Annotated in this window: 18 protein-coding genes; 3 read left to right on the top strand and 15 right to left on the bottom strand. The window is 44.8% G+C overall.

The genetic code is table 11. The features are described 5' to 3' along the window. Positions 1-25: 25 nt before the first annotated feature. The gene (locus G4V62_RS01140) at positions 26-808 is read right to left on the bottom strand and encodes an SDR family NAD(P)-dependent oxidoreductase (RefSeq protein ID WP_165198930.1); all 783 of its coding nucleotides are present in this window, start codon (positions 806-808) and stop codon (positions 26-28) included. Positions 809-914: 106 nt separating this feature from the next. Here G4V62_RS01140 and G4V62_RS01135 point away from each other — a divergent pair, with 106 nt between their 5' ends. Continuing rightward, entirely contained in the window at positions 915-1637 is a 723-nt protein-coding gene (locus G4V62_RS01135; protein ID WP_165198929.1) for a glycerophosphodiester phosphodiesterase, read from the top strand. A gap of 1 nt (position 1638) precedes the next feature. On the opposite strand, the gene rnz is transcribed toward G4V62_RS01135, so the two are convergent. The 4 genes from rnz to G4V62_RS01115 form a co-directional block, all read right to left on the bottom strand. Then, positions 1639-2574, bottom strand: coding sequence for a ribonuclease Z (gene rnz / locus G4V62_RS01130; protein WP_165198928.1), 936 nt, complete (start codon positions 2572-2574; stop codon positions 1639-1641). Then, positions 2571-3695, bottom strand: coding sequence for a DNA polymerase IV (locus tag G4V62_RS01125; RefSeq protein WP_165198927.1), 1125 nt, complete (start codon positions 3693-3695; stop codon positions 2571-2573). The genes rnz and G4V62_RS01125 overlap by 4 nt, the downstream gene beginning before the upstream one ends. Positions 3696-3706: 11 nt before the next feature. Continuing rightward, complete coding sequence (locus tag G4V62_RS01120; RefSeq protein ID WP_165198926.1) at positions 3707-4837, bottom strand: M20/M25/M40 family metallo-hydrolase; 1131 nt, start codon at positions 4835-4837, stop codon at positions 3707-3709. 68 nt (positions 4838-4905) lie between these two features. Continuing rightward, positions 4906-6261 (bottom strand): acyl-CoA carboxylase subunit beta, encoded by a 1356-nt coding sequence (locus tag G4V62_RS01115; protein ID WP_165198925.1) that lies wholly within the window; start codon positions 6259-6261, stop codon positions 4906-4908. A gap of 150 nt (positions 6262-6411) precedes the next feature. On the opposite strand from G4V62_RS01115, the gene prli42 reads away from it, so the two are divergent. Continuing rightward, the gene (gene prli42, locus G4V62_RS01110) at positions 6412-6504 is read left to right on the top strand and encodes a stressosome-associated protein Prli42 (protein WP_165198924.1); all 93 of its coding nucleotides are present in this window, start codon (positions 6412-6414) and stop codon (positions 6502-6504) included. A 200-nt stretch (positions 6505-6704) separates the two neighbouring features. Here the strand turns inward: prli42 and G4V62_RS01105 are convergent, their stop codons facing one another. The 7 genes from G4V62_RS01105 to lpdA all read right to left on the bottom strand — a co-directional run bounded on the left by G4V62_RS01105 (position 6705) and on the right by lpdA (position 13838). Further along, complete coding sequence (locus tag G4V62_RS01105; RefSeq protein WP_165198923.1) at positions 6705-7217, bottom strand: L,D-transpeptidase; 513 nt, start codon at positions 7215-7217, stop codon at positions 6705-6707. Positions 7218-7269: 52 nt separating this feature from the next. Then, a complete protein-coding gene (locus G4V62_RS01100; protein WP_165199086.1) occupies positions 7270-8220 on the bottom strand; it encodes an aromatic acid exporter family protein in 951 nt (316 codons plus the stop codon). 28 nt (positions 8221-8248) lie between these two features. Next, the gene (locus tag G4V62_RS01095; protein ID WP_281357966.1) at positions 8249-8668 is read right to left on the bottom strand and encodes a BrxA/BrxB family bacilliredoxin; all 420 of its coding nucleotides are present in this window, start codon (positions 8666-8668) and stop codon (positions 8249-8251) included. Between the two features lie 441 nt (positions 8669-9109). Next, positions 9110-10390 carry a dihydrolipoamide acetyltransferase family protein gene (locus tag G4V62_RS01090; RefSeq protein WP_165198922.1) on the bottom strand — a complete coding sequence of 427 codons (1281 nt, stop codon included), beginning with the start codon at positions 10388-10390 and terminating at the stop codon, positions 9110-9112. 42 nt (positions 10391-10432) lie between these two features. Next, positions 10433-11416, bottom strand: coding sequence for an alpha-ketoacid dehydrogenase subunit beta (locus G4V62_RS01085; protein ID WP_165198921.1), 984 nt, complete (start codon positions 11414-11416; stop codon positions 10433-10435). Next, entirely contained in the window at positions 11416-12423 is a 1008-nt protein-coding gene (locus G4V62_RS01080; RefSeq protein ID WP_165198920.1) for a thiamine pyrophosphate-dependent dehydrogenase E1 component subunit alpha, read from the bottom strand. The genes G4V62_RS01085 and G4V62_RS01080 overlap by 1 nt, the downstream gene beginning before the upstream one ends. Positions 12424-12437: 14 nt before the next feature. After that, the gene (lpdA, locus tag G4V62_RS01075) at positions 12438-13838 is read right to left on the bottom strand and encodes a dihydrolipoyl dehydrogenase (protein WP_165198919.1); all 1401 of its coding nucleotides are present in this window, start codon (positions 13836-13838) and stop codon (positions 12438-12440) included. Positions 13839-13991: 153 nt separating this feature from the next. Here lpdA and G4V62_RS20760 point away from each other — a divergent pair, with 153 nt between their 5' ends. Further along, positions 13992-14348 carry a DUF2627 domain-containing protein gene (locus G4V62_RS20760; RefSeq protein WP_376768242.1) on the top strand — a complete coding sequence of 119 codons (357 nt, stop codon included), beginning with the start codon at positions 13992-13994 and terminating at the stop codon, positions 14346-14348. On the opposite strand, the gene G4V62_RS01065 is transcribed toward G4V62_RS20760, so the two are convergent. The 3 genes from G4V62_RS01065 to spo0A all read right to left on the bottom strand — a co-directional run bounded on the left by G4V62_RS01065 (position 14271) and on the right by spo0A (position 17667). Beyond that, positions 14271-15674, bottom strand: a complete 1404-nt coding sequence (locus tag G4V62_RS01065) for an aspartate kinase (protein WP_165198918.1) — start codon at positions 15672-15674, stop codon at positions 14271-14273. The genes G4V62_RS20760 and G4V62_RS01065 overlap by 78 nt on opposite strands. A 397-nt stretch (positions 15675-16071) precedes the next feature. Then, positions 16072-16827 carry a sugar phosphate isomerase/epimerase family protein gene (locus tag G4V62_RS01060; protein ID WP_165198917.1) on the bottom strand — a complete coding sequence of 252 codons (756 nt, stop codon included), beginning with the start codon at positions 16825-16827 and terminating at the stop codon, positions 16072-16074. A 51-nt stretch (positions 16828-16878) separates the two neighbouring features. Then, entirely contained in the window at positions 16879-17667 is a 789-nt protein-coding gene (gene spo0A / locus G4V62_RS01055) for a sporulation transcription factor Spo0A (RefSeq protein ID WP_165198916.1), read from the bottom strand. Positions 17668-17910: the final 243 nt, after the last annotated feature.

Genomic DNA, 17910 nt, shown 5'->3' with positions numbered 1-17910 from the left:
CTGCGATCTTTAACGCAGACAGTCTTTATTTGGAATGGAATTGTTTTGAGAAAAGCGTTTCGACGACGCTAGGAGCCCCTTGATATAATTTTGCCCCCACATGCATCCACCACGGTTTATTCACTTCCCTACGCCTTTTTCCGACGATCCCGACAATGGACCGAGCCAAGGCTGTTCGTTCAAGCATCAATGGCTTCATTTTTTCAGCATATGTACCATCTGGATCTGCGTTAGCAAAAAAAGGGGTCTGCACAGGCCCTGGATTGACTGTCGTGACAAGAATGCCATCTTTTTGCACCTCCATACGAAGCGCATCCGAAAAGCCTAGAACCGCATACTTCGTAGCCGCATACACTGTTGCTTTCGGTGTTGGCAGTCTTGCTGCTTGCGAAGCGACTGTAATAATGTGACCGCGCTTTCGTCGCATCATTGCTGGAAGAACCGCTTGTGTACTTGTAAAAACAGCGTTCACATTAATGTTCACCATTCGCTCAATCTCTTCTCTTTTTAACTGTTCAAAAGGCAGAAAGCGGCCTATGCCCGCATTATTAATAAGTACGTCAATCTCCCCCACTTCTTTTGAAATGGAGGCGAAAGCTTGCGTGATATCATCACTTTTTTCTAAATCAGCCGTTACGAGGTACACGGCACAAGATGACGGAAGCTGGCTTCGCAACATTTGTAATTTGTCCAAAGAGCGTCCCATTAAGACGATGCGGTCAAACGCTTTGGCTGCTTCCATCGCTAAGGCTGAGCCGATGCCTCCTGTTGCACCTGTAATGCAAATTAATCGCGGTCTCCATTGCATAATAATCCCCTCTCCTTTTCAAAAACCGTTCTAATACGTTTCTTTTTGCGTTATACTCACGTAGAACAAACAATCATAAGTATATGATCATAAAGGATGGCTCATCATGAACATTTATGCACATCGAGGGGCAAGCGCACGATGTCCTGAAAACACGATGACTGCTTTTATCACTGCTTTGACAGATGGTGCGGACGGAATTGAACTAGACGTCCATTTGACAAAGGATGACATTCCCGTTGTTTTGCATGATGCAACTTTAAAGCGGACGACTGGTCTACATCATGTCGTTCGAGAATTGACGTGGACTCACTTGCAAGCATTGCTTGTTGAAAAAGGGTTTAAAGGAAATCTCACACCTGTGCCAAAGCTTCAAGATGTACTTGTGTGGGGAAAACAAAAGAATATGCTTTTTAATATTGAGTTAAAATGGCCTCGCCACGGCAACGTAAATATCGAAAAAATCGTGCTTAACCTCGTTAAAGATCTTGCGTTTGAAGACCAAACAATGTTTTCATCCTTTTACGCGCCCACCCTGCATCGTCTCAAGCATTTGGACCGTTCGATAGAAACAGCCCTCATTGTATCAGGCTCACGAAAACGAGTGCTTTTAGAAGCAGGTGCTTGTCAGGCGGATGGCGTACATATGAAGCGCCGCCTGCTGCAGCCGATGTTCGTTCAGCATGTAAAGAAACAAGGGTTCAAAGTACGCGGTTACACATTGAATCAACCGATTGATCTTGTACACGCCTATTCGTTGTCGTTAGACGGCGTAATTACCGATCGACCAGCCCTTGCCCGCAGAGTCATCGCTCAACTTCAGCAGTAGTTTACTCTCCTCGTTCAATTGAAAAGCTCATAAAATCTTGCGCGATCTCGATGGCTGAAAAGTTGTTTTGGAGCGGAATTAACGATTCGGTGAGCTCACGATCATCCTGATACCGTGATGACAGATGGGTTAAGATGAGCTGTCTAACGCCTGCTTTATTTGCTACATGAACCGCTTGATGGGCTGTCGAATGACCGTATTGCCACGCCTGATCTGCCTTATCTTCCTCAGCATACGTCGCTTCATGAACTAACACGTCGGCGTTTTTGGCAAGCTCAATGCTATTTTCACATAATCTCGTATCTCCTAAAACCGCAACCACCCGCCCTTTTTTCGGCGAGCCTAGAAAGTCCTTACTTCTCAACAGACGACCGTCTTCCAATTTTACTTCCTCACGCTCTTTAAATTGCTGAAACAATGGTCCTGGCGTCAAGCCTTCACTTTGCAACTTCTCAACGAGTAGCGCACCTTGCTTATCCTTCTCAACAACTCGAAAGCCATAGGACAAAATGGTATGCTCCAGCTTTAACACGTCAACATAACTGTATTTATCTTCAAAAACCCTACCTTCTTCCAGTTCATGAACGGTCCACGGATAACTTAAGCTCGTACCACTCATGTTAAGTGACACTTCAAGATACTCTTTTAATCCTTTCGGCCCATAGATGTCAAGAGGCACATTTTCCCCATGTAAAAATGAACGCGAGCTCAATAATCCAGGCAGTCCGTAAATGTGATCACCATGAAGGTGTGAAATAAAAATTTTAGTAATTCGCCCCGGTCTAATCGATGTGTGCAGGATTTGCCGTTGCGTCCCTTCCCCACAATCAAATAGCCATGTTTCAGACTGATCTTCTGTCCATTGGAGAGCCGTTGCTGTGACATTGCGCTGTTTGGCAGGGAGTCCTGCCCCCGTACCGAGAAAAGTCAACTTCATGGTGATCCCCCCTCTTCGATTCCTGCTGAATAACGAGCTAAATCCTGTTCAAGCGTAAACAAATTCAATTGATAGCTGAATGGTTTTAACGGACCTACTTCAGACGCGGTTACACCTAACAAACGCACCGGGCGTCCATCCCACAAAGCTTCGTGTAATCGCACAGCCTCCTGAGCGACCGCCTCACTTTGTTGGACTGGTTTTTCCAATGAGTACGTCTTTGATGATACACGAAAAGCACTGTCTTTCATTTGGACAGTTAATCGATATCCCCAAAGTCCTTTTTCTTTAAGCCGTACAGACAACCGCTCAGAAAGCTTACGAAGTGCCTCGTGGCATTCTGCAGCTGTTTCCAAGTCGTCGTGAAATGTCGAGGAAACGCCAACACTCTTACGTTGCTCCGCCCGTTCAGGGTCAACTGGACGATCATCGATGCCTTGTGCCTTTTCGATCAGCCGGACAGATTTAGGTCCAAAATGCTCAATAATCTGCGCTGGGCTTGCTTTTGCTAAAGCACCGATCGTTTGAATACCGATACGCCGCAAATGCTCGCCTGTTTTATCACCAACGCCATGAATTTCCTCGACAGGCTGATCATAAAACAAGGTTGGCCAATCTCGCTTTCGCAAAATGGATATGCCTAAAGGCTTTTTCATATCAGAAGCCATTTTTGCAAGAAATTTATTAGGGGCAATCCCGATACTACACGGGAGCCCTAGCTTTTTAAGCAAAGAAGCCTGAATTTCCTCAGCAAGTTGAACATAATTTTGCTTCGTACTGTCTGTCACATCGACATATGCCTCGTCGATGGATGCTTGTTCAACAAAGGAAGAATAGCTTTGGAGAAGTTCAATAAATGCGCTTGAATAACGGCGATATTCTTCAAAATGAGGAGGCACAATGACGAGGTCACGACATACCTGTCTTGCCTTCCATACAGGCATTGTCGTATAAACACCGTGTGCCCTAGCCTCATAATTGCTCGTCACGACAATCCCATGTCGCTGACTACTCGTGCGAGCAACCGCGACTGGGTGCTTCTGCAAATGCGGCTGCAGGATCATTTCCACACTCGCAAAGAAACTATTTAAATCAATATGAAAAATAACCCGACCGCTCATAGAAGTCACCTCTACTTCGCTACTGACTCACTACCTGCTTGGGTCGCAATCGCGATCACCAATTCTGCTGCCTTTACGATTTCTTCGACCGCAATTCTTTCATTCGTCGTATGGATATTTTCGTAACCAATTCCTAAGTTCACTGTCGGTACACCTAATCCAGAAAATACATTCGCATCGCTTCCGCCTCCACTTTGTACAAGCCTCGGCGTTCGATTAATTGAGCGCACTGCCTTCATAGCTTGTTGGACGACAGGTGACTCCTCCGTATGTAAAAAGGACGGGTATGCCTGCCATGCTTCAACCGAAGCACTGCCTCCCATACGCTGCGCCGTTTCTTCTAATACGTCGGTCATATGCTTCACTTGAGCGACCACTTTTTCTTCAGTCAATGAGCGTGCTTCAGCAAGCAAATCGACGTGCTCGCATACAACATTCGTCGCTTGCCCACCGGCAAAACGACCGATGTTGGCGGTTGTTTCTTCATCGATGCGACCAAGCCTCATCTTTGCAATCGCCTTAGCAGCGATCGTAATCGCCGACACCCCTTTTTCAGGAGCTACACCAGCATGAGCCGATTTTCCCTGGACCGTCATATTCAATTTATACTGTGACGGTGCAGCGGTCACGATCGTCCCTACCTGTCCGTCCGAATCAAAAGCAAAGCCTAAGCTGGCAGCTATTTGCTCCTTTTTCATCGCTTTTGAGCCGACTAGCCCTGATTCTTCCCCAGCGGTAATAATGAGCTGTATGTCAGGGTGCGACAAGCCTTCTTCTTGAATGACCTTCATCGCTTCTAACATTGCCGCTACGCCTGCCTTATCATCCGCACCTAAAACCGTCGTTCCGTCAGATGTTAACCAGCCGTCCTTTAATTGAGGACGAATCCCCTGGCCGGGCGCAACTGTATCCATATGTGCTGTGAAAAAGATGCCTGGGCCATGCACACTTCCTTTCAGTGTGCAAATCAGGTTCCCTGCTTCATGTCCCGTGATGGCGGCTGTTTGATCTTCTTCTACAGTAAAACCGAGCTGCTCACATTTCTTTATAAGGGCATCGGCAATATGACGTTCTTGCTTCGTTTCAGAATCAATGTGAACCAGTTCAATAAATTCATTAATAAGTCGCTCTTCATTCACCATTGTAGGCGCCTCCTTTACTCTACCAACATCTATTGTAACAAAGGTGAGCGACGAACGCATGCTCGACATCATACTGGTGGATTACCCTTTCGGTCTGAAACAAGCTGTCTTCTCGACAACTGCTTTAAAGTATTGGCGACCACATATGGCGCATCAGCTAAGGTAAGAACATCGTCTATATAGCCGGAGGCGAGTCCTTCGCTCAAGCCATCACTTGCACAAAAAATTTGAAACGTTGCTGGATTTAAAATTTCACGCGCACCTTTTCGCCCCATCACAGCAATGTCTGCTTGTTCGAAAGCATACACTGCATCAGCACCGAGACTTTTACAGTTCATCGCAACAAACGCCCCACCATAGCCATGTCGGACAATCACCGTTATCTTTGGTACCGTTGCCCGCCCAAAAGCATACAAAATTCGCGCACCTTTTCGAATCAGACCTTCTTTTTCTTCCTGACTATTTGGATAAAACCCAACCGCATCCATAAAGGAAAGAATCGGAATGCCCCATGCATTACAAAGCTGAATAAACCGAGCCGCTTTTTCAGAAGCACGAATATCAAGCACGCCAGCTTTGACTTTAGGTTGATTCGCTACAACACCAATCGGCTGCCCATCCAACTGAGCAAAGCAGGTCAACATGTTTGGCGCGTACATGTCTTTCATGTCACGACGCGTCCCTTCATCAACAAACTGATCGATCAACAGTTTCATATCGTACGTATTTTTTGTGTCAGATGGAAAGGTGAATGAAAGCTCGTTCTTAGTGCGTTGGTTCGTCGTCGTTTTCATTTTCAAAAAGGAAATGAAGTCTCGTGCTGTTTGCAAGCAGCGCTCCTCGTTCTTTTCTAAAATGTCGACGTTTCCACTTAAACGAGCTTGAACTAACGGACTGCCGTATTCACTGACGTCAACCTCTTCACCGGTCGCTTGTTTGAGCACTTTAGGCCCTGTAATGAACATCTGCGCTTTTTCTTCATTCATAATGACAACATCTGTGAGGGCAGGGCCGTAAACAGCACCACCAGCGCAAACACCTAGCATCACCGAGATTAATGGAATTGAGCCAGATGCTTGAATTAGCTCATGAAAGACAAGACCATACCCTTCTAATGCAGCAATGCCGTCCTGCAGACGGGCGCCACCCGAATCAACCAAGCCGATCAGCGGAAGGCTGCCCACTCTTGCCCGCCGGATAAGCGCAGCCATCTTGCGTGCATGGACAACGCCAACAGACCCACCCCGATAGGAAACATCTTGCGAGTATACAGCGACATCGACGCCATCAATCTGGCCAAAACCGGCAAATAAACCATCTCCCTCCTGCCCCTTCTTTTCAAACGAGGTGACCTTTGCTTGAAACGGGATAAACGTCTCATCATCGAGAAGAGTGAGAATGCGTTCCTCCGCAATCGCTACCACTAGCTGATTCCCCCTTTAATTCGGTATCCTCACTAAGAACACTTGTTAAAAGGGTATGCGAATAAGCTTCAACTTCGCCTTATTTTTTTGTTGCAGCCTTGAATCAGACAGGCTACAATAAACAGAAGAGAAGTTTGGTGGAGGGTTGGTATGTCTAGAAAAACAATGAAACTCGTTGTTTATATCATGATTTTTTCAATGCTTCTGTCGTCACTTTTTGCAGGAGCTGCGTTTATGTTTTAAGCAGGTTCGCATACAACCACAGAAGAGAGCGTCTTCTGTGGTTGCGTATCGTAGACAAAGGCAAATCGAACTAACCATACTTTTCTATGTTTTATCCCTGATCGAAAGCGCTTACCAACCATGAGCTTAGCGTACGTCATCATAAATTGAACGATGACCTAGACGAGCGGTTATCAACAGAAGTATCGTCTTTTGTTGTTTTATGCAGATGACCGTTGCGAAGAACGATTAAAATACGCCTCGGCTAATGACTCATACGAGCTGTCTTCAGACGTAATCAGCACATGAGTTCCATAAGGAGTTTCAGCGAATAAGCGTTGAATATCAGCTTCGTGCAGGCGAACGCAGCCGTTCGTAACACGTTGCCCAATAGACGCAGGATTATTATTGCCATGAATGCCGTAAATCCTACCATCAGTCTCCCGGGCATCAAGACCGATCCAACGGCTACCAAGAGGGTTTTCAGGCACACCTCCAGGTATATCCCGCTTTCGATCATACGGATCGGCTGCTTTTACAACGACAGTAAAAATTCCTTCTGGCGTATCATCTGGCTGTAGCCCTGTAGCAACCGGGACAGTATACTTGAGTGAACCTTTTTCAAAATAGGCCAATTCATTTTTCGCCTTTGAAACGATAATGAATACGTCATGCTGTTGGCTTATCGTTAGTATTGACATCACACCTATCATAATCACATTGAACCATTGCACGTTAAAAAGCACCCCCTGTTTTACACAGTAGAGTGCCCTCGATTATTTTAGTTTACACTGGGTAAAAATGACGCTTTATGTCCAGATACCTTTCCATTTCGGTAATGAAATAATACAGTAGGGCGCGGACTTCAAATTCTTCTCGCGTCTGCGGCAAATCCGTTTCTCTCATTTCCTCTTTCAAATGCATTAGCTTGTCAGCATAGACGTGCGCTCTATTCTCCGGATGAATAATCGACAGGCTGAGCTCCGTTAAAAAATCCGCAATCATTTCTCCTTGTTTCACAGTGACCGGCATGCGGGAAACGGTCGATAAAATCCGCTCAATAATGTCAAACTGTTTCTCACGCATTTTAAAATAATGGTAATACTTATTTTTATTCCGCAACAGATAGCTTTCAGCATTTCGTAACGCCAGCTCTTTTCCCTGTTCAATGCAGGATGCGGCCACCGTAATTTCCTGACCGTTCCAGTCCATACGCCCTTCTCTAAGAAAAGAAGCCAGCTCGATAAAAATCTGACTGTACTGTTCCTCCAGCTGAGATTGCAATTTACTTAGAGACGCTTCATTTTTAGGAATGTACAAATTTAATACGAGTGCCATCCCAATACCAATGACGATAATGAGCACTTCTTGAAAGGCAAAGACCCAAGTGAATTGCTCCGCTAAATAGAAATGCAGCACGATCACTGAGCTTGTAATGATGCCTTCCTCGACCTTGAGCATAACGGTTACAGGAATAAAAAACAAAAGCAGCAAAGCAACCGTAAGCGGCTCGTATCCAAACGCCTCAAAAAACAATGCCGAAAAAATAATGGCCAAAACACAAGCGACAAAACGCTGTCCAGCGCTAATTAAAGATTTTTTCTGAGTCGGCTTAATACATAATATCGAAATAATTCCGGCAGAGGCGGCGTTAGGAAGCAACAACGCCTGTGCAATTGCAATTGAAGCTGCGGTGCCAGCTGCAGTTTTTACTGTTCGATAGCCTATTCTATACATCCGCATCATGTAACGCCGCCTTTACCCCTTAGCTAGTTAGCTGTGTAAGCTTTTTCGTTACCTCTTCAGGCGAAGCTCCTTCGATCTCTAAACGTTCAACCATTCCAATCATTTCACCATCACGAAGAACAGCAAACGACGGGGACGATGGAGGATAACCTGTAAAGTAAGCTCGAGCCGTCTCCGTTGCTTCTTTATCCTGTCCAGCAAACACCGTATATGCCTTAACATCTCTCGTTGTCTGAAGCCACGCTTTCCCAGCCGGACGAGCAATGCCACCGGCGCAACCACAAATGGAGTTGACAAATACGACAATGAGACCAGACTGATCAAGTGCGCCTTTGACTTCCTCTGCTGTTCGCAAGCTTTCAAACCCTGCCTCTTCGGCGTCTTTTCTAGCCATAGACACGTAGTCTTCTCCATCTGGATGAAAGATATTAAAAGTCAATTGAATCCCATCCTTTCACGTCATGTTATCATTTCGAGCATCTCTTGAATGAACTTGTCCACCCAAAGACCTCAAGCAATTTCCCGCTTTATTTTTTACCGTAAAATAGGTTTAGATTTGTTAAAAAAGGGAATCCAAATAATGTAGCATCGAGACCCCATACCCTATAAACTCCCTATGAAGGCTGCGTTCCCCCGACGCAGCCCTTTTTGTCGTCACAGGGAAAAGCTAACGACGTCAGCCTGTTGACAAACGCTTTTCACCCGTCGTTGTATGGCGCGCTCGTCCTCTCTCGCCTTCTCGCCAAGAGTGACGAGTGCTTTTTTAAACAGACAAAACGGCATGTTAAGGAAAGATAGACTATGTGTAGAAACTCTAAAAAGCCTTTGTCTACACCTTGAAGCCACGACGTTCATCGTGACTTCAAGCGTGTAACATGGCTTAGTATATCGTCGTTTCTTTTGGATCAATTCTTTCGAGTAACTCCTTTACCCTTCCGAGGAAACGGCCACAAACGAGTCCATCCAGAATACGGTGGTCGAGTGATAAGCAAAGGTTAACCATATCCCGTGCTTCTATACTCCCGTCTTCCATCACGACAGGGCGTTTGACGATTGACTCTACTTGTAAAAGGGCGGCCTGTGGATAATTAATAATACCCATTGATTGAACAGATCCGAATGAGCCGGCATTGTTGACAGTGAACGTTCCTCCGCTCATCTCTTCTGACGAAATGTTTCCGGAGCGCACCTTTGACGCTAACGTCGTGACTTCTCGTGCAAGGCCTTTAACGCTTTTTTCATCTGCATGTCGAATGACAGGAACAAAAAGGGCGTCATCGGTTGCGACCGCAATCGAAATGTTAATATTGTTTTTCTGGATAATCCGATCTCCTGCCCAGACCGAATTTAATTGCGGATATTCACGTAGTGCCTCAACGACAGCATTAATAAAAAACGGAAAATAAGTAATGCCATAGCCTTCTTTGCTATAAAATTGATCTTTAATTGATTTACGAAGCTGAACGAGCCCGGTCACATCAACTTCAACCATCGTCCATGCATGCGGAATTTCAGTTGTACTCCGCAGCATATTTTTTGCAATGACGGAACGGACACCCTTCACTGGAATGACGACATCCCCGCGTTCAACATCAAGCCCTTCAGTCACCGTATCTTTAATGACTTTGTCCGTGACCGTTGATTGGTCAATCTCACTTGACGATGATGGGGCTTCAGCCACGGTCTCGAGAGAAGCGAGATAACGTTCTACGTCTTTTCGCGTTACACGCCCCTGCGCACCAGTACCAGTGACGTTTTCAAGCACGACACCTTCTTTTTCTGCAAGCCAGCGAACTGCTGGTGAATAACGCTTTTTATCAAGTATTTTAAACGTTTTATGTCGTGTAGGTCTTGAAGGTGTAGGTGTTGATTGAAATGCTTGTTTTTGAGGAGTCCCTGTTTTCGCCGCCGAGGGTGCCTCAGCGACGTCCATCTTACAAATAGCCTCCCCGACAGAAATGGTATCTCCCTCACCGGCAATCAGCTCAGAAATAGACCCCTGTTTGGTTGAAGGAATTTCCGCACTCACTTTATCGGTCATCACTTCAGCAATCGGCTCATATTTTTTGACGTGATCGCCTTCCTTGACAAGCCACCTGCTAATCGTTCCTTCTGTGACGCTTTCCCCTAGTTGCGGCATGCGAATTGTCTCTACAGGCACCTTGAGCTCCTCCTTCCTAGCACTAAATGAATTAGGTTCCTCTTAAAAAGCAGCAAGCTGTCTCATCGCCTTTTCAATTTTTTCGGGTGAAACTAAAAAGTGTTTTTCAAGACTCGGCGCGAAAGGCATTGCCGGAGAATCCGGTCCACAAACCCTCTGCAAAGGAGCATCCAGTTGAAAGAGACATTCTTCCCCAATGATCGCTGCCACTTCACCGAGAACGGAGCTTTCATAGTTGTCTTCGGTAACGAGTAATGCTTTGCCTGTTTTATTGACCGCCTCAACGATCGCTTCGCGGTCCATAGGATAAACAGAGCGTAAGTCGAGGACATGGACGGATATGCCATCCTCTTCTAATCGCTTTGCTGCTTCCAAAGCGTAATGAACACAAAGGCCATAGGTGATCACTGTCAAATCATCGCCTTCTCGTTTGACGGCTGCTTTTGTAATATCCATGACTTCCTCTTCTTCAGGAACGTCTTCTTTTAACAGACGATAAGCTCTCTTATGCTCAAAAAAGAGGACGGGATCATTTGAGCGAATCGACGCTTTCAGCAATGCTCTAGCATCACGAGGGCTCGAAGGGATGACAATGCGTAACCCTGGTGTGCCTGCAAACAAAGCTTCTAGCGATTGAGAATGATAAAGTGCGCCTTTTACCCCTCCACCAAAAGGTGCTCTAATCGTTACAGGGCAAGTCCAATCGTTGTTTGAACGATAGCGTATTTTCGCCGCTTCAGACACAATCTGGTTTACTGCGGGTAAAATAAAGTCGGCAAACTGCATTTCACAAACAGGGCGCATTCCGTACATGGCTGCCCCAACACCAACACCAGCAATGGCTGACTCCGCCAAAGGCGAGTCGATGACACGTTCTTCACCATACGTTTCGTACAGCCCTTCCGTTGCCCGAAAAACACCGCCACGGACGCCGACATCTTCGCCAATGACAAAGACATTTTCGTCGCGGGCCATTTCTTCGTGTAATGCCGTCTTAATTGCTTCTAAATAATTCATTACTGCCATTAAGACGCCCCCCCTTCTGTGTCGTACACGTAACGTTCCAAGGAGTCTTCATCCGCCTCGGAGGCTTGTTCCGCCAGCTCTGTCGCCTCATCGACAATCGCATCCAACTCGGTCTCAATGCTTTGCTCAAGTTCATCTGAGAGCAAGCCGGCCTCAATGAGCTCTCCTTTGAACACGGTAATGGGGTCATTAGCTGCAAACAGGTCAAATTCTTCAGACGGCCGATAACTGCGATCATCATCGTCGCTAGAATGAGCCGTCATTCGCTCAACCATGACCTCAATTAATGTTGAGCCTTCACCATTCATTGCCCGTTCTCGCGCGTTTTTAACCGCCTCATACACGCCTAACACGTCGTTGCCTTCCACGGTCACCCCTGGCATTCCGTAACCTGCTGCACGATCTGACACTTGCTCGCAGGCAAGCTGTTTATGATGGGGAACAGAGATCGCATAACGGTTATTCTGGCACATGAAAATGGATGGAAGCTTATGAACACCGGCAAAATTAAGCCCTTCGTGAAAATCACCTTGATTCGAAGAACCTTCACCAAACGACGTAAACGTCACAAAAGATTCGCCTTTCATTTTCCCAGCTAAAGCAATTCCAGCAGCATGCGGAACTTGCGTTGTCACCGGAGAGGAGGCGGTAACGATCCGACTCGACTTCTTCCCAAAATGCCCCGGCATTTGCCGGCCCGCGGATGAAGGGTCTTGGGCGCGTCCAAAATTGGAATACATCAAATCCGCTGCGGTCATCCCAAAATGAAGGACGAGTGCATGGTCACGATAGTATGGTAATAAATAGTCTGTCCCCGGCTGGAGCGCAAAGGCAGCACCAACTTGGGCACCTTCATGCCCTTTACACGAAATTACGAAACCGATCTTCCCAGCACGGTTTAACAACCACGTACGGTTGTCCACTTTACGAGCCAAAAGCATCGTTTTATACATTTGAATGACATCTTCGTCTGTCAGTCCGAGTGAACGGTGCCTGTTATTCTTCACAACTTCCCCTCCTCTTAAATATGCACCGGCGTGCCAATCGCCATTTTGGCAGCTTCATTTAAAGACTCCGAAATCGTCGGGTGTGGAAAAACCATTTCCGCGACTTCATTAACCGCCCCATTGACATACAGCGACATCGTGCCGGCTGCAATCATTTCAGTAACATGATCTCCAAATAAGTGTATGCCGAGCACATCGCCCGATGCATGATCGTATAAAAGCTTGGCAAAGCCTTCCGTATCTTCAATTAATGCTTTTCCATTTAATTGAAAAGGAAAGGTTTTTGCTTGATATGAGATGTTTTTTGTTTGTAATTCTTCTTCTGTAAAACCGACACTTGCCGCCTGCGGCGCTCCATAAACACAACGAGGAATCATATGCATCGGCATTGGCTCGACGTTTAACCCCGCGGCATGCTCGACAGCCATTTTTCCTTGCCAAGCCGCCTTATGAGCCAATTGAGGACCTTCTGTACAATCCCCGCAGGCATAAATACCTTGGATATTCGTTTGTTGATAATCATCCACAGCTATGGCAGATCGTTCGGTGTTAATGCCTACGTCCTGTAAACCAAGGTCATGCGTCAGTGCTTCACGACCTACTGCAACAAGGAGGAGATCACTTGTGACATCATATGGTTCGCCTTCTTTAACGCATTGTACTGTAACTTTATCTTCTGTCGTGATGTCAAGATCAGTAATGCCCGTTAAACAGTTGACCGCTTTTTTCTTCAAACTCTTTTGCATCGCTTCTGATATATGACGGTCTTCGTTTGGCAAGAGACGATCAGCGACTTCAAGTAATGTAACACGAACGCCGAAGTCAGCCATCATCGAAGCCCATTCAACACCTATCACTCCGCCACCGATAATTGTCAGCGATTCTGGGAGCTGAGTTAATTTTACCATATCAGCAGAGCTTAAGACTAGGTCATGATTTATAGGAGCTTCAGAAATCCAACGACTTTTTGCACCTGTAGCAATGAGAATCCGCGTTCCACGAAGGACTGTATCTTCATTCACCGAGACTGTAAATTGTTCATCTTCAGCTTGCTGGGGCGCAGATTCAATTTTTCCGTGACCGACAAAAATGTCGACTTTCGCTTGCTTCATGAGCTGTTGAACGCCTTTGTACAGCGCATTGACGATGTTATTTTTCCGTTCGGCAACACTTGTAAAATTTAAAGAAGCAAAAGCATTTTCAATACCAAAACGCTCTGCACGATGAATTTGCTGTAACACTTCCGCACTTTTTAAAAAGGCTTTTGTCGGTATACACCCTTCATGAAGACAAGTGCCTCCTACCTGATTTTTTTCGATGATTGCTGTCTTCATACCGAGTTGAGAAGCTCGAATGGCTGCCGTATAGCCACCCACACCACCACCTAGAATGATTAGATCATAGGACTTGGTCATAAGCCGCTCCTTTCTATGTACACATTCACACGTACTTTGCGTCTTGTTCTTGACAAGCTCGCAAATAGTGCGTACCTTTTGAATAGCTTTCCTTACCATTAAACCATGTTTATAACGCGACGTCGAATAGTTCGTTAGAGGGAGGAATGTTTTTTGCTTCGTTTTTTTGTCCTAATGCTTATTCTTATTCCAATCGCATCGGCGGCTTATGGCATTAAGCTTTTGCGAGACGTGCTTTTTGCCAGTCTTCAATTTCCGTATCCTTATTTATGGATGCAGTTTTTTGCTGGTCTATTTTTTTTAGGAGTGGGTCTTTATTTGATCGGTGGGTTTGTCGTTTTTCGCGATCGCAAAAATGGAAAAATCCCAGCGCGTCGCACAAAAAATAAACGAACAACTCAAAAAACTGAGGGAATGATACCCTCAGTTTTTTTAATGAGAAGCTTCCACTGGCTCAAGCACTACAGCATCGCTTACAGCCGGATTCTCCCCAAAATATTCATTATATAATGCTTTTACCGCCCGAGACACATCTTTTGCCTTCACACCAAACATCAAGCTCACTTCAGACGATCCTTGATTGATCATTTCAATATTCACCTTTGCAATGGCAAATGCTGCTGTCGCTTTTGCCGCCATGCCTATCGTCTTCGTCATGCCTTCGCCGACAATCATAATGAGAGCAAGTCCGCGCTCAATTTTAATCATGTCGACACGCAGCTCTGTTTGGATCTTATCCATAATTCGCTTTTCTTTTTCAGCTGTCAGCTGTTCTTCCCGCAAAATAATCGATATATCATCAATTCCTGAAGGAACATGCTCGTAAGATAGTTCTTCATCCTCCAAAATTTGCAAAAGCTTTCGCCCGAAGCCTACTTCCCGGTTCATTAAGTATTTACTTACGTAAATGCTGGCAAAACCTTCGTCACTGGCAATACCTGATATCGGCGTCGTCTCATAATCACGCTTCGCGACAATAAGCGTTCCTTCACCTTCAGGATTGTTTGTATTTTTAATGCGTACGGGTATACCAGCATGAAATGCCGGCATGAGTGCTTCGTCATGGAATACCGAAAACCCAGCGTACGATAACTCCCGCATTTCTTTATACGTCATTTCTTTTATTTTCTTCGGCTGATCGACGACATTTGGATTGGCAGCGTACACCGAATCAACGTCGGTGAAATTTTCGTAAAGGGATGCTTGTACGCCTGCAGCAATAATGGCTCCGGAAATATCTGAGCCTCCGCGCGGAAATGTGACGAGATGACCGCTTTTGGAATAACCGAAGAATCCAGGAATGACCACCGTATGCTCGAGGTCGCGAAGCTTTTTTAAATGGGCAAATGTTTCGGGTTCGACACGTGCGTTTCCAGGCTCATCGCTCAACACAAGACCTGCATCACGAGGATTGACATACTTTGCATTAATTCCACGATGGTTTAAGTATGCTGCGATTAACCGGGCATTAAAATCTTCACCACAAGCTTTCAAACAATCCGTACGATGAACGTCTGAAATATTGTCATCTTCACAAAGTGCTTGCAATTCTTTAGAAAAAGCAACAATATGTTCATTGCCACACCCAAGGGAAGCAGCAATCTCCTGGAAGCGTTCAATGACACTTTGCAATGCCTCAGTATATGGATTTTTTGCAGCAACTTGCGTATCTAGGGCAATTAATAGATCGGTCGTTTTCGTATCCGAAGAAAAACGTTTACCGGGAGCGGAAACGATGATAATTTTTCGCTCATGATCTTCGTGGATGATATCTCCCACTTTTTTAATTTGTTCCCCACTTGCTACGGACGTTCCTCCGAATTTAGCGACTTTCATGACAAGTAATGTCCACCTTTCTCAGCTTTGTCCCATGTACGAGTACAAATGCTCTATCATTGTAACAATAGTATCATATTTTTTGTCATAAAAAAGGGGGAATTTGCAGTTTATCTATATTTTAATTAAATATTATATCTCATTTATAAGAAGACGGCTAGATTTCTTTTCTTTCCAATCGATTAAAAAAGCCGATGAATTCACGCTTCAAACGTGTTTTCTCGACTTTGGCACTCTTAGTCTGTTGATAAACATCATTGGTGGCTCACTCGTCTCCACATGAATTAAGCTTGTGTCGAGCCGCTGCTTGCCTTTTTGCTCCGCTAAGTTTTCTTTTAAAGAAAAGTGCACAAAAAGTAACCTGTGCCACTAAAATGGACTGTTTACGCCTTGATAATCAGACTTTTTCCAATAAGTGTGCAAGTTCACTTAGACTAATTTCTAAAGAGTGAAGCCCTGAAACATCGCATTGATCCTGTTCAACTGCAAACCATTCTACCCCGTTTGCTTCCGCCCACTTCAGAATGGGGATAAAATCGATTTGACCTGTATTAATTTCCGCAAACGTCTCACGCTCATCATTCGTCATATCTTTCAAGTGAATGATCGGCATACGGTTTGCATATGGCTCAATAAAAGTTAAAGGTTCATATCCCCCTTTTTTAATCCAAAAAACATCAATTTCAGCCAACAAATCATTCCCAGGGACAGGCTCAAGTAAGTAATCTAAAGCATTTTTCCCCTCAACGGTCGTATTAAATTCAAACGCATGATTATGGTAGCTAATCCGATAGCCTTTAGCTTCCCTGGCAATACTATTAAGCATGGCCCTAACTTGTTTATACCCTTTTTCATTCTGATATTCTTGAGGCAGTGATGGACATACTAAATCTTTTGTTCCATACAAATTCGCCTCTTCGATCACCGCGTGCAAATCATTCATCAAGCGGTCTAAAGAGATGTGCATGCCGGCCACATTTAATTGATTATCGTCTAACACTTGCTTTACTTCTCTAGGAGAAATCTCCTGAGGTAGTGCTGATATTTGTACTGCGGGCCAGCCCATTCGCTTTAAAGCTTTTAACGTCCCTGAAAAATCTTCACTCATTTCCTTCTTAACCGTAAAGAGCTGTGCAGCCATTTTTTCTTTCATCTCACTAGTTCCCCTTTTAAAATACGTCGTATTCTTTTTTTAGTTCAGCACTTAGGAGGCTTTATGTTCTAAACGCAGTTTATCTGCAACCATGGCAATAAACTCTGAGTTTGTCGGTTTGGCTTTAGACATCGAAACTGTGTAGCTGAATAAAGAGGAAATTGATTCTACATTTCCGCGGCTCCAAGCCACTTCAATGGCATGCCGAATCGCTCTTTCCACACGACTTGCTGTTGTTTTGTATTTCTTGGCGATATCGGGATAAAGCACTTTTGTAATGGAACCAAGCAGTTCAATATCGTTGTAAACCATTGAAATGGCTTCTCTTAAGTACATATATCCTTTAATATGCGCAGGGACACCAATCTCATGAATAATTGACGTAATGCTCGCATCAAGGTTTTTTGGTTGGGCATCAGACGGTTTTTGTGTTATCAAAGTGGAGCGTTTTACCGATGCCGTTTCTTTACCGCTGACTTGGCGAATTTGATTTGTTAAATGCTCCATATCAAATGGTTTAAGGATAAAATATGAGGCTCCATACTCTACAGCTTTTGAAGTTACATCTTCTTGACCGAATGCTGTCAACATAATGACGTTTGGCTGTTTATCTAACGACATACTCCTTAGTCTTTCGAGAACGGCTAAGCCATCTAGATGCGGCATTATAATATCAAGAATGACGACATCTGGCTGATTTTTTTCAATCATTGTCAAACATTCCTGTCCATTGTAGGAAACACCTACGACCTCCATATCGTCCTGTGTCGTCAAATAATCTTCCAGTAAACCGACGAGCTCACGGTTATCATCCGCTAAACCTACTTTGATTTTACGCATAAAAAATCCTCCTCCATTTTATATTATATCGCATAACGTTGAATAATGACTAAGACTTGATTTCGACAGTATCCCCCTAAAACCTTTCGATAAATTGAAAAATCATAAATATGCCGATTTTTCTATTAAATTCTTCTTTTTTCTCAGAAATTCGACGCTTTATTTAAAATAGCGAGGATTTTGTTCGAACATGTAGAAGAACCAGCTTTTCATGCTGAGTAAAACAAGCGATCTATACCAATG

This window comes from Litoribacterium kuwaitense (genome assembly GCF_011058155.1).
Lineage (GTDB): Bacteria > Bacillota > Bacilli > Bacillales > DSM-28697 > Litoribacterium > Litoribacterium kuwaitense.
This window is presented reverse-complemented; position numbering and strand designations above follow the sequence as displayed.

What these genes read in the sequence shown, in the direction of transcription:
- lpdA (WP_165198919.1), bottom strand. Translation starts at nt 13,838, where the DNA reads ATGACCAAGTCCTATGATCTAATCATTCTAGGTGGTGGTGTGGGTGGC.
- G4V62_RS01135 (WP_165198929.1), top strand. Translation starts at nt 915, where the DNA reads ATGAACATTTATGCACATCGAGGGGCAAGCGCACGATGTCCTGAAAAC.
- G4V62_RS01100 (WP_165199086.1), bottom strand. Translation starts at nt 8,220, where the DNA reads ATGTATAGAATAGGCTATCGAACAGTAAAAACTGCAGCTGGCACCGCA.
- G4V62_RS01120 (WP_165198926.1), bottom strand. Translation starts at nt 4,837, where the DNA reads ATGGTGAATGAAGAGCGACTTATTAATGAATTTATTGAACTGGTTCAC.
- rnz (WP_165198928.1), bottom strand. Translation starts at nt 2,574, where the DNA reads ATGAAGTTGACTTTTCTCGGTACGGGGGCAGGACTCCCTGCCAAACAG.
- G4V62_RS01060 (WP_165198917.1), bottom strand. Translation starts at nt 16,827, where the DNA reads ATGAAAGAAAAAATGGCTGCACAGCTCTTTACGGTTAAGAAGGAAATG.
- spo0A (WP_165198916.1), bottom strand. Translation starts at nt 17,667, where the DNA reads ATGCGTAAAATCAAAGTAGGTTTAGCGGATGATAACCGTGAGCTCGTC.
- G4V62_RS01065 (WP_165198918.1), bottom strand. Translation starts at nt 15,674, where the DNA reads ATGAAAGTCGCTAAATTCGGAGGAACGTCCGTAGCAAGTGGGGAACAA.
- G4V62_RS01085 (WP_165198921.1), bottom strand. Translation starts at nt 11,416, where the DNA reads ATGGCAGTAATGAATTATTTAGAAGCAATTAAGACGGCATTACACGAA.
- G4V62_RS01125 (WP_165198927.1), bottom strand. Translation starts at nt 3,695, where the DNA reads ATGAGCGGTCGGGTTATTTTTCATATTGATTTAAATAGTTTCTTTGCG.
- G4V62_RS01140 (WP_165198930.1), bottom strand. Translation starts at nt 808, where the DNA reads ATGCAATGGAGACCGCGATTAATTTGCATTACAGGTGCAACAGGAGGC.
- prli42 (WP_165198924.1), top strand. Translation starts at nt 6,412, where the DNA reads ATGTCTAGAAAAACAATGAAACTCGTTGTTTATATCATGATTTTTTCA.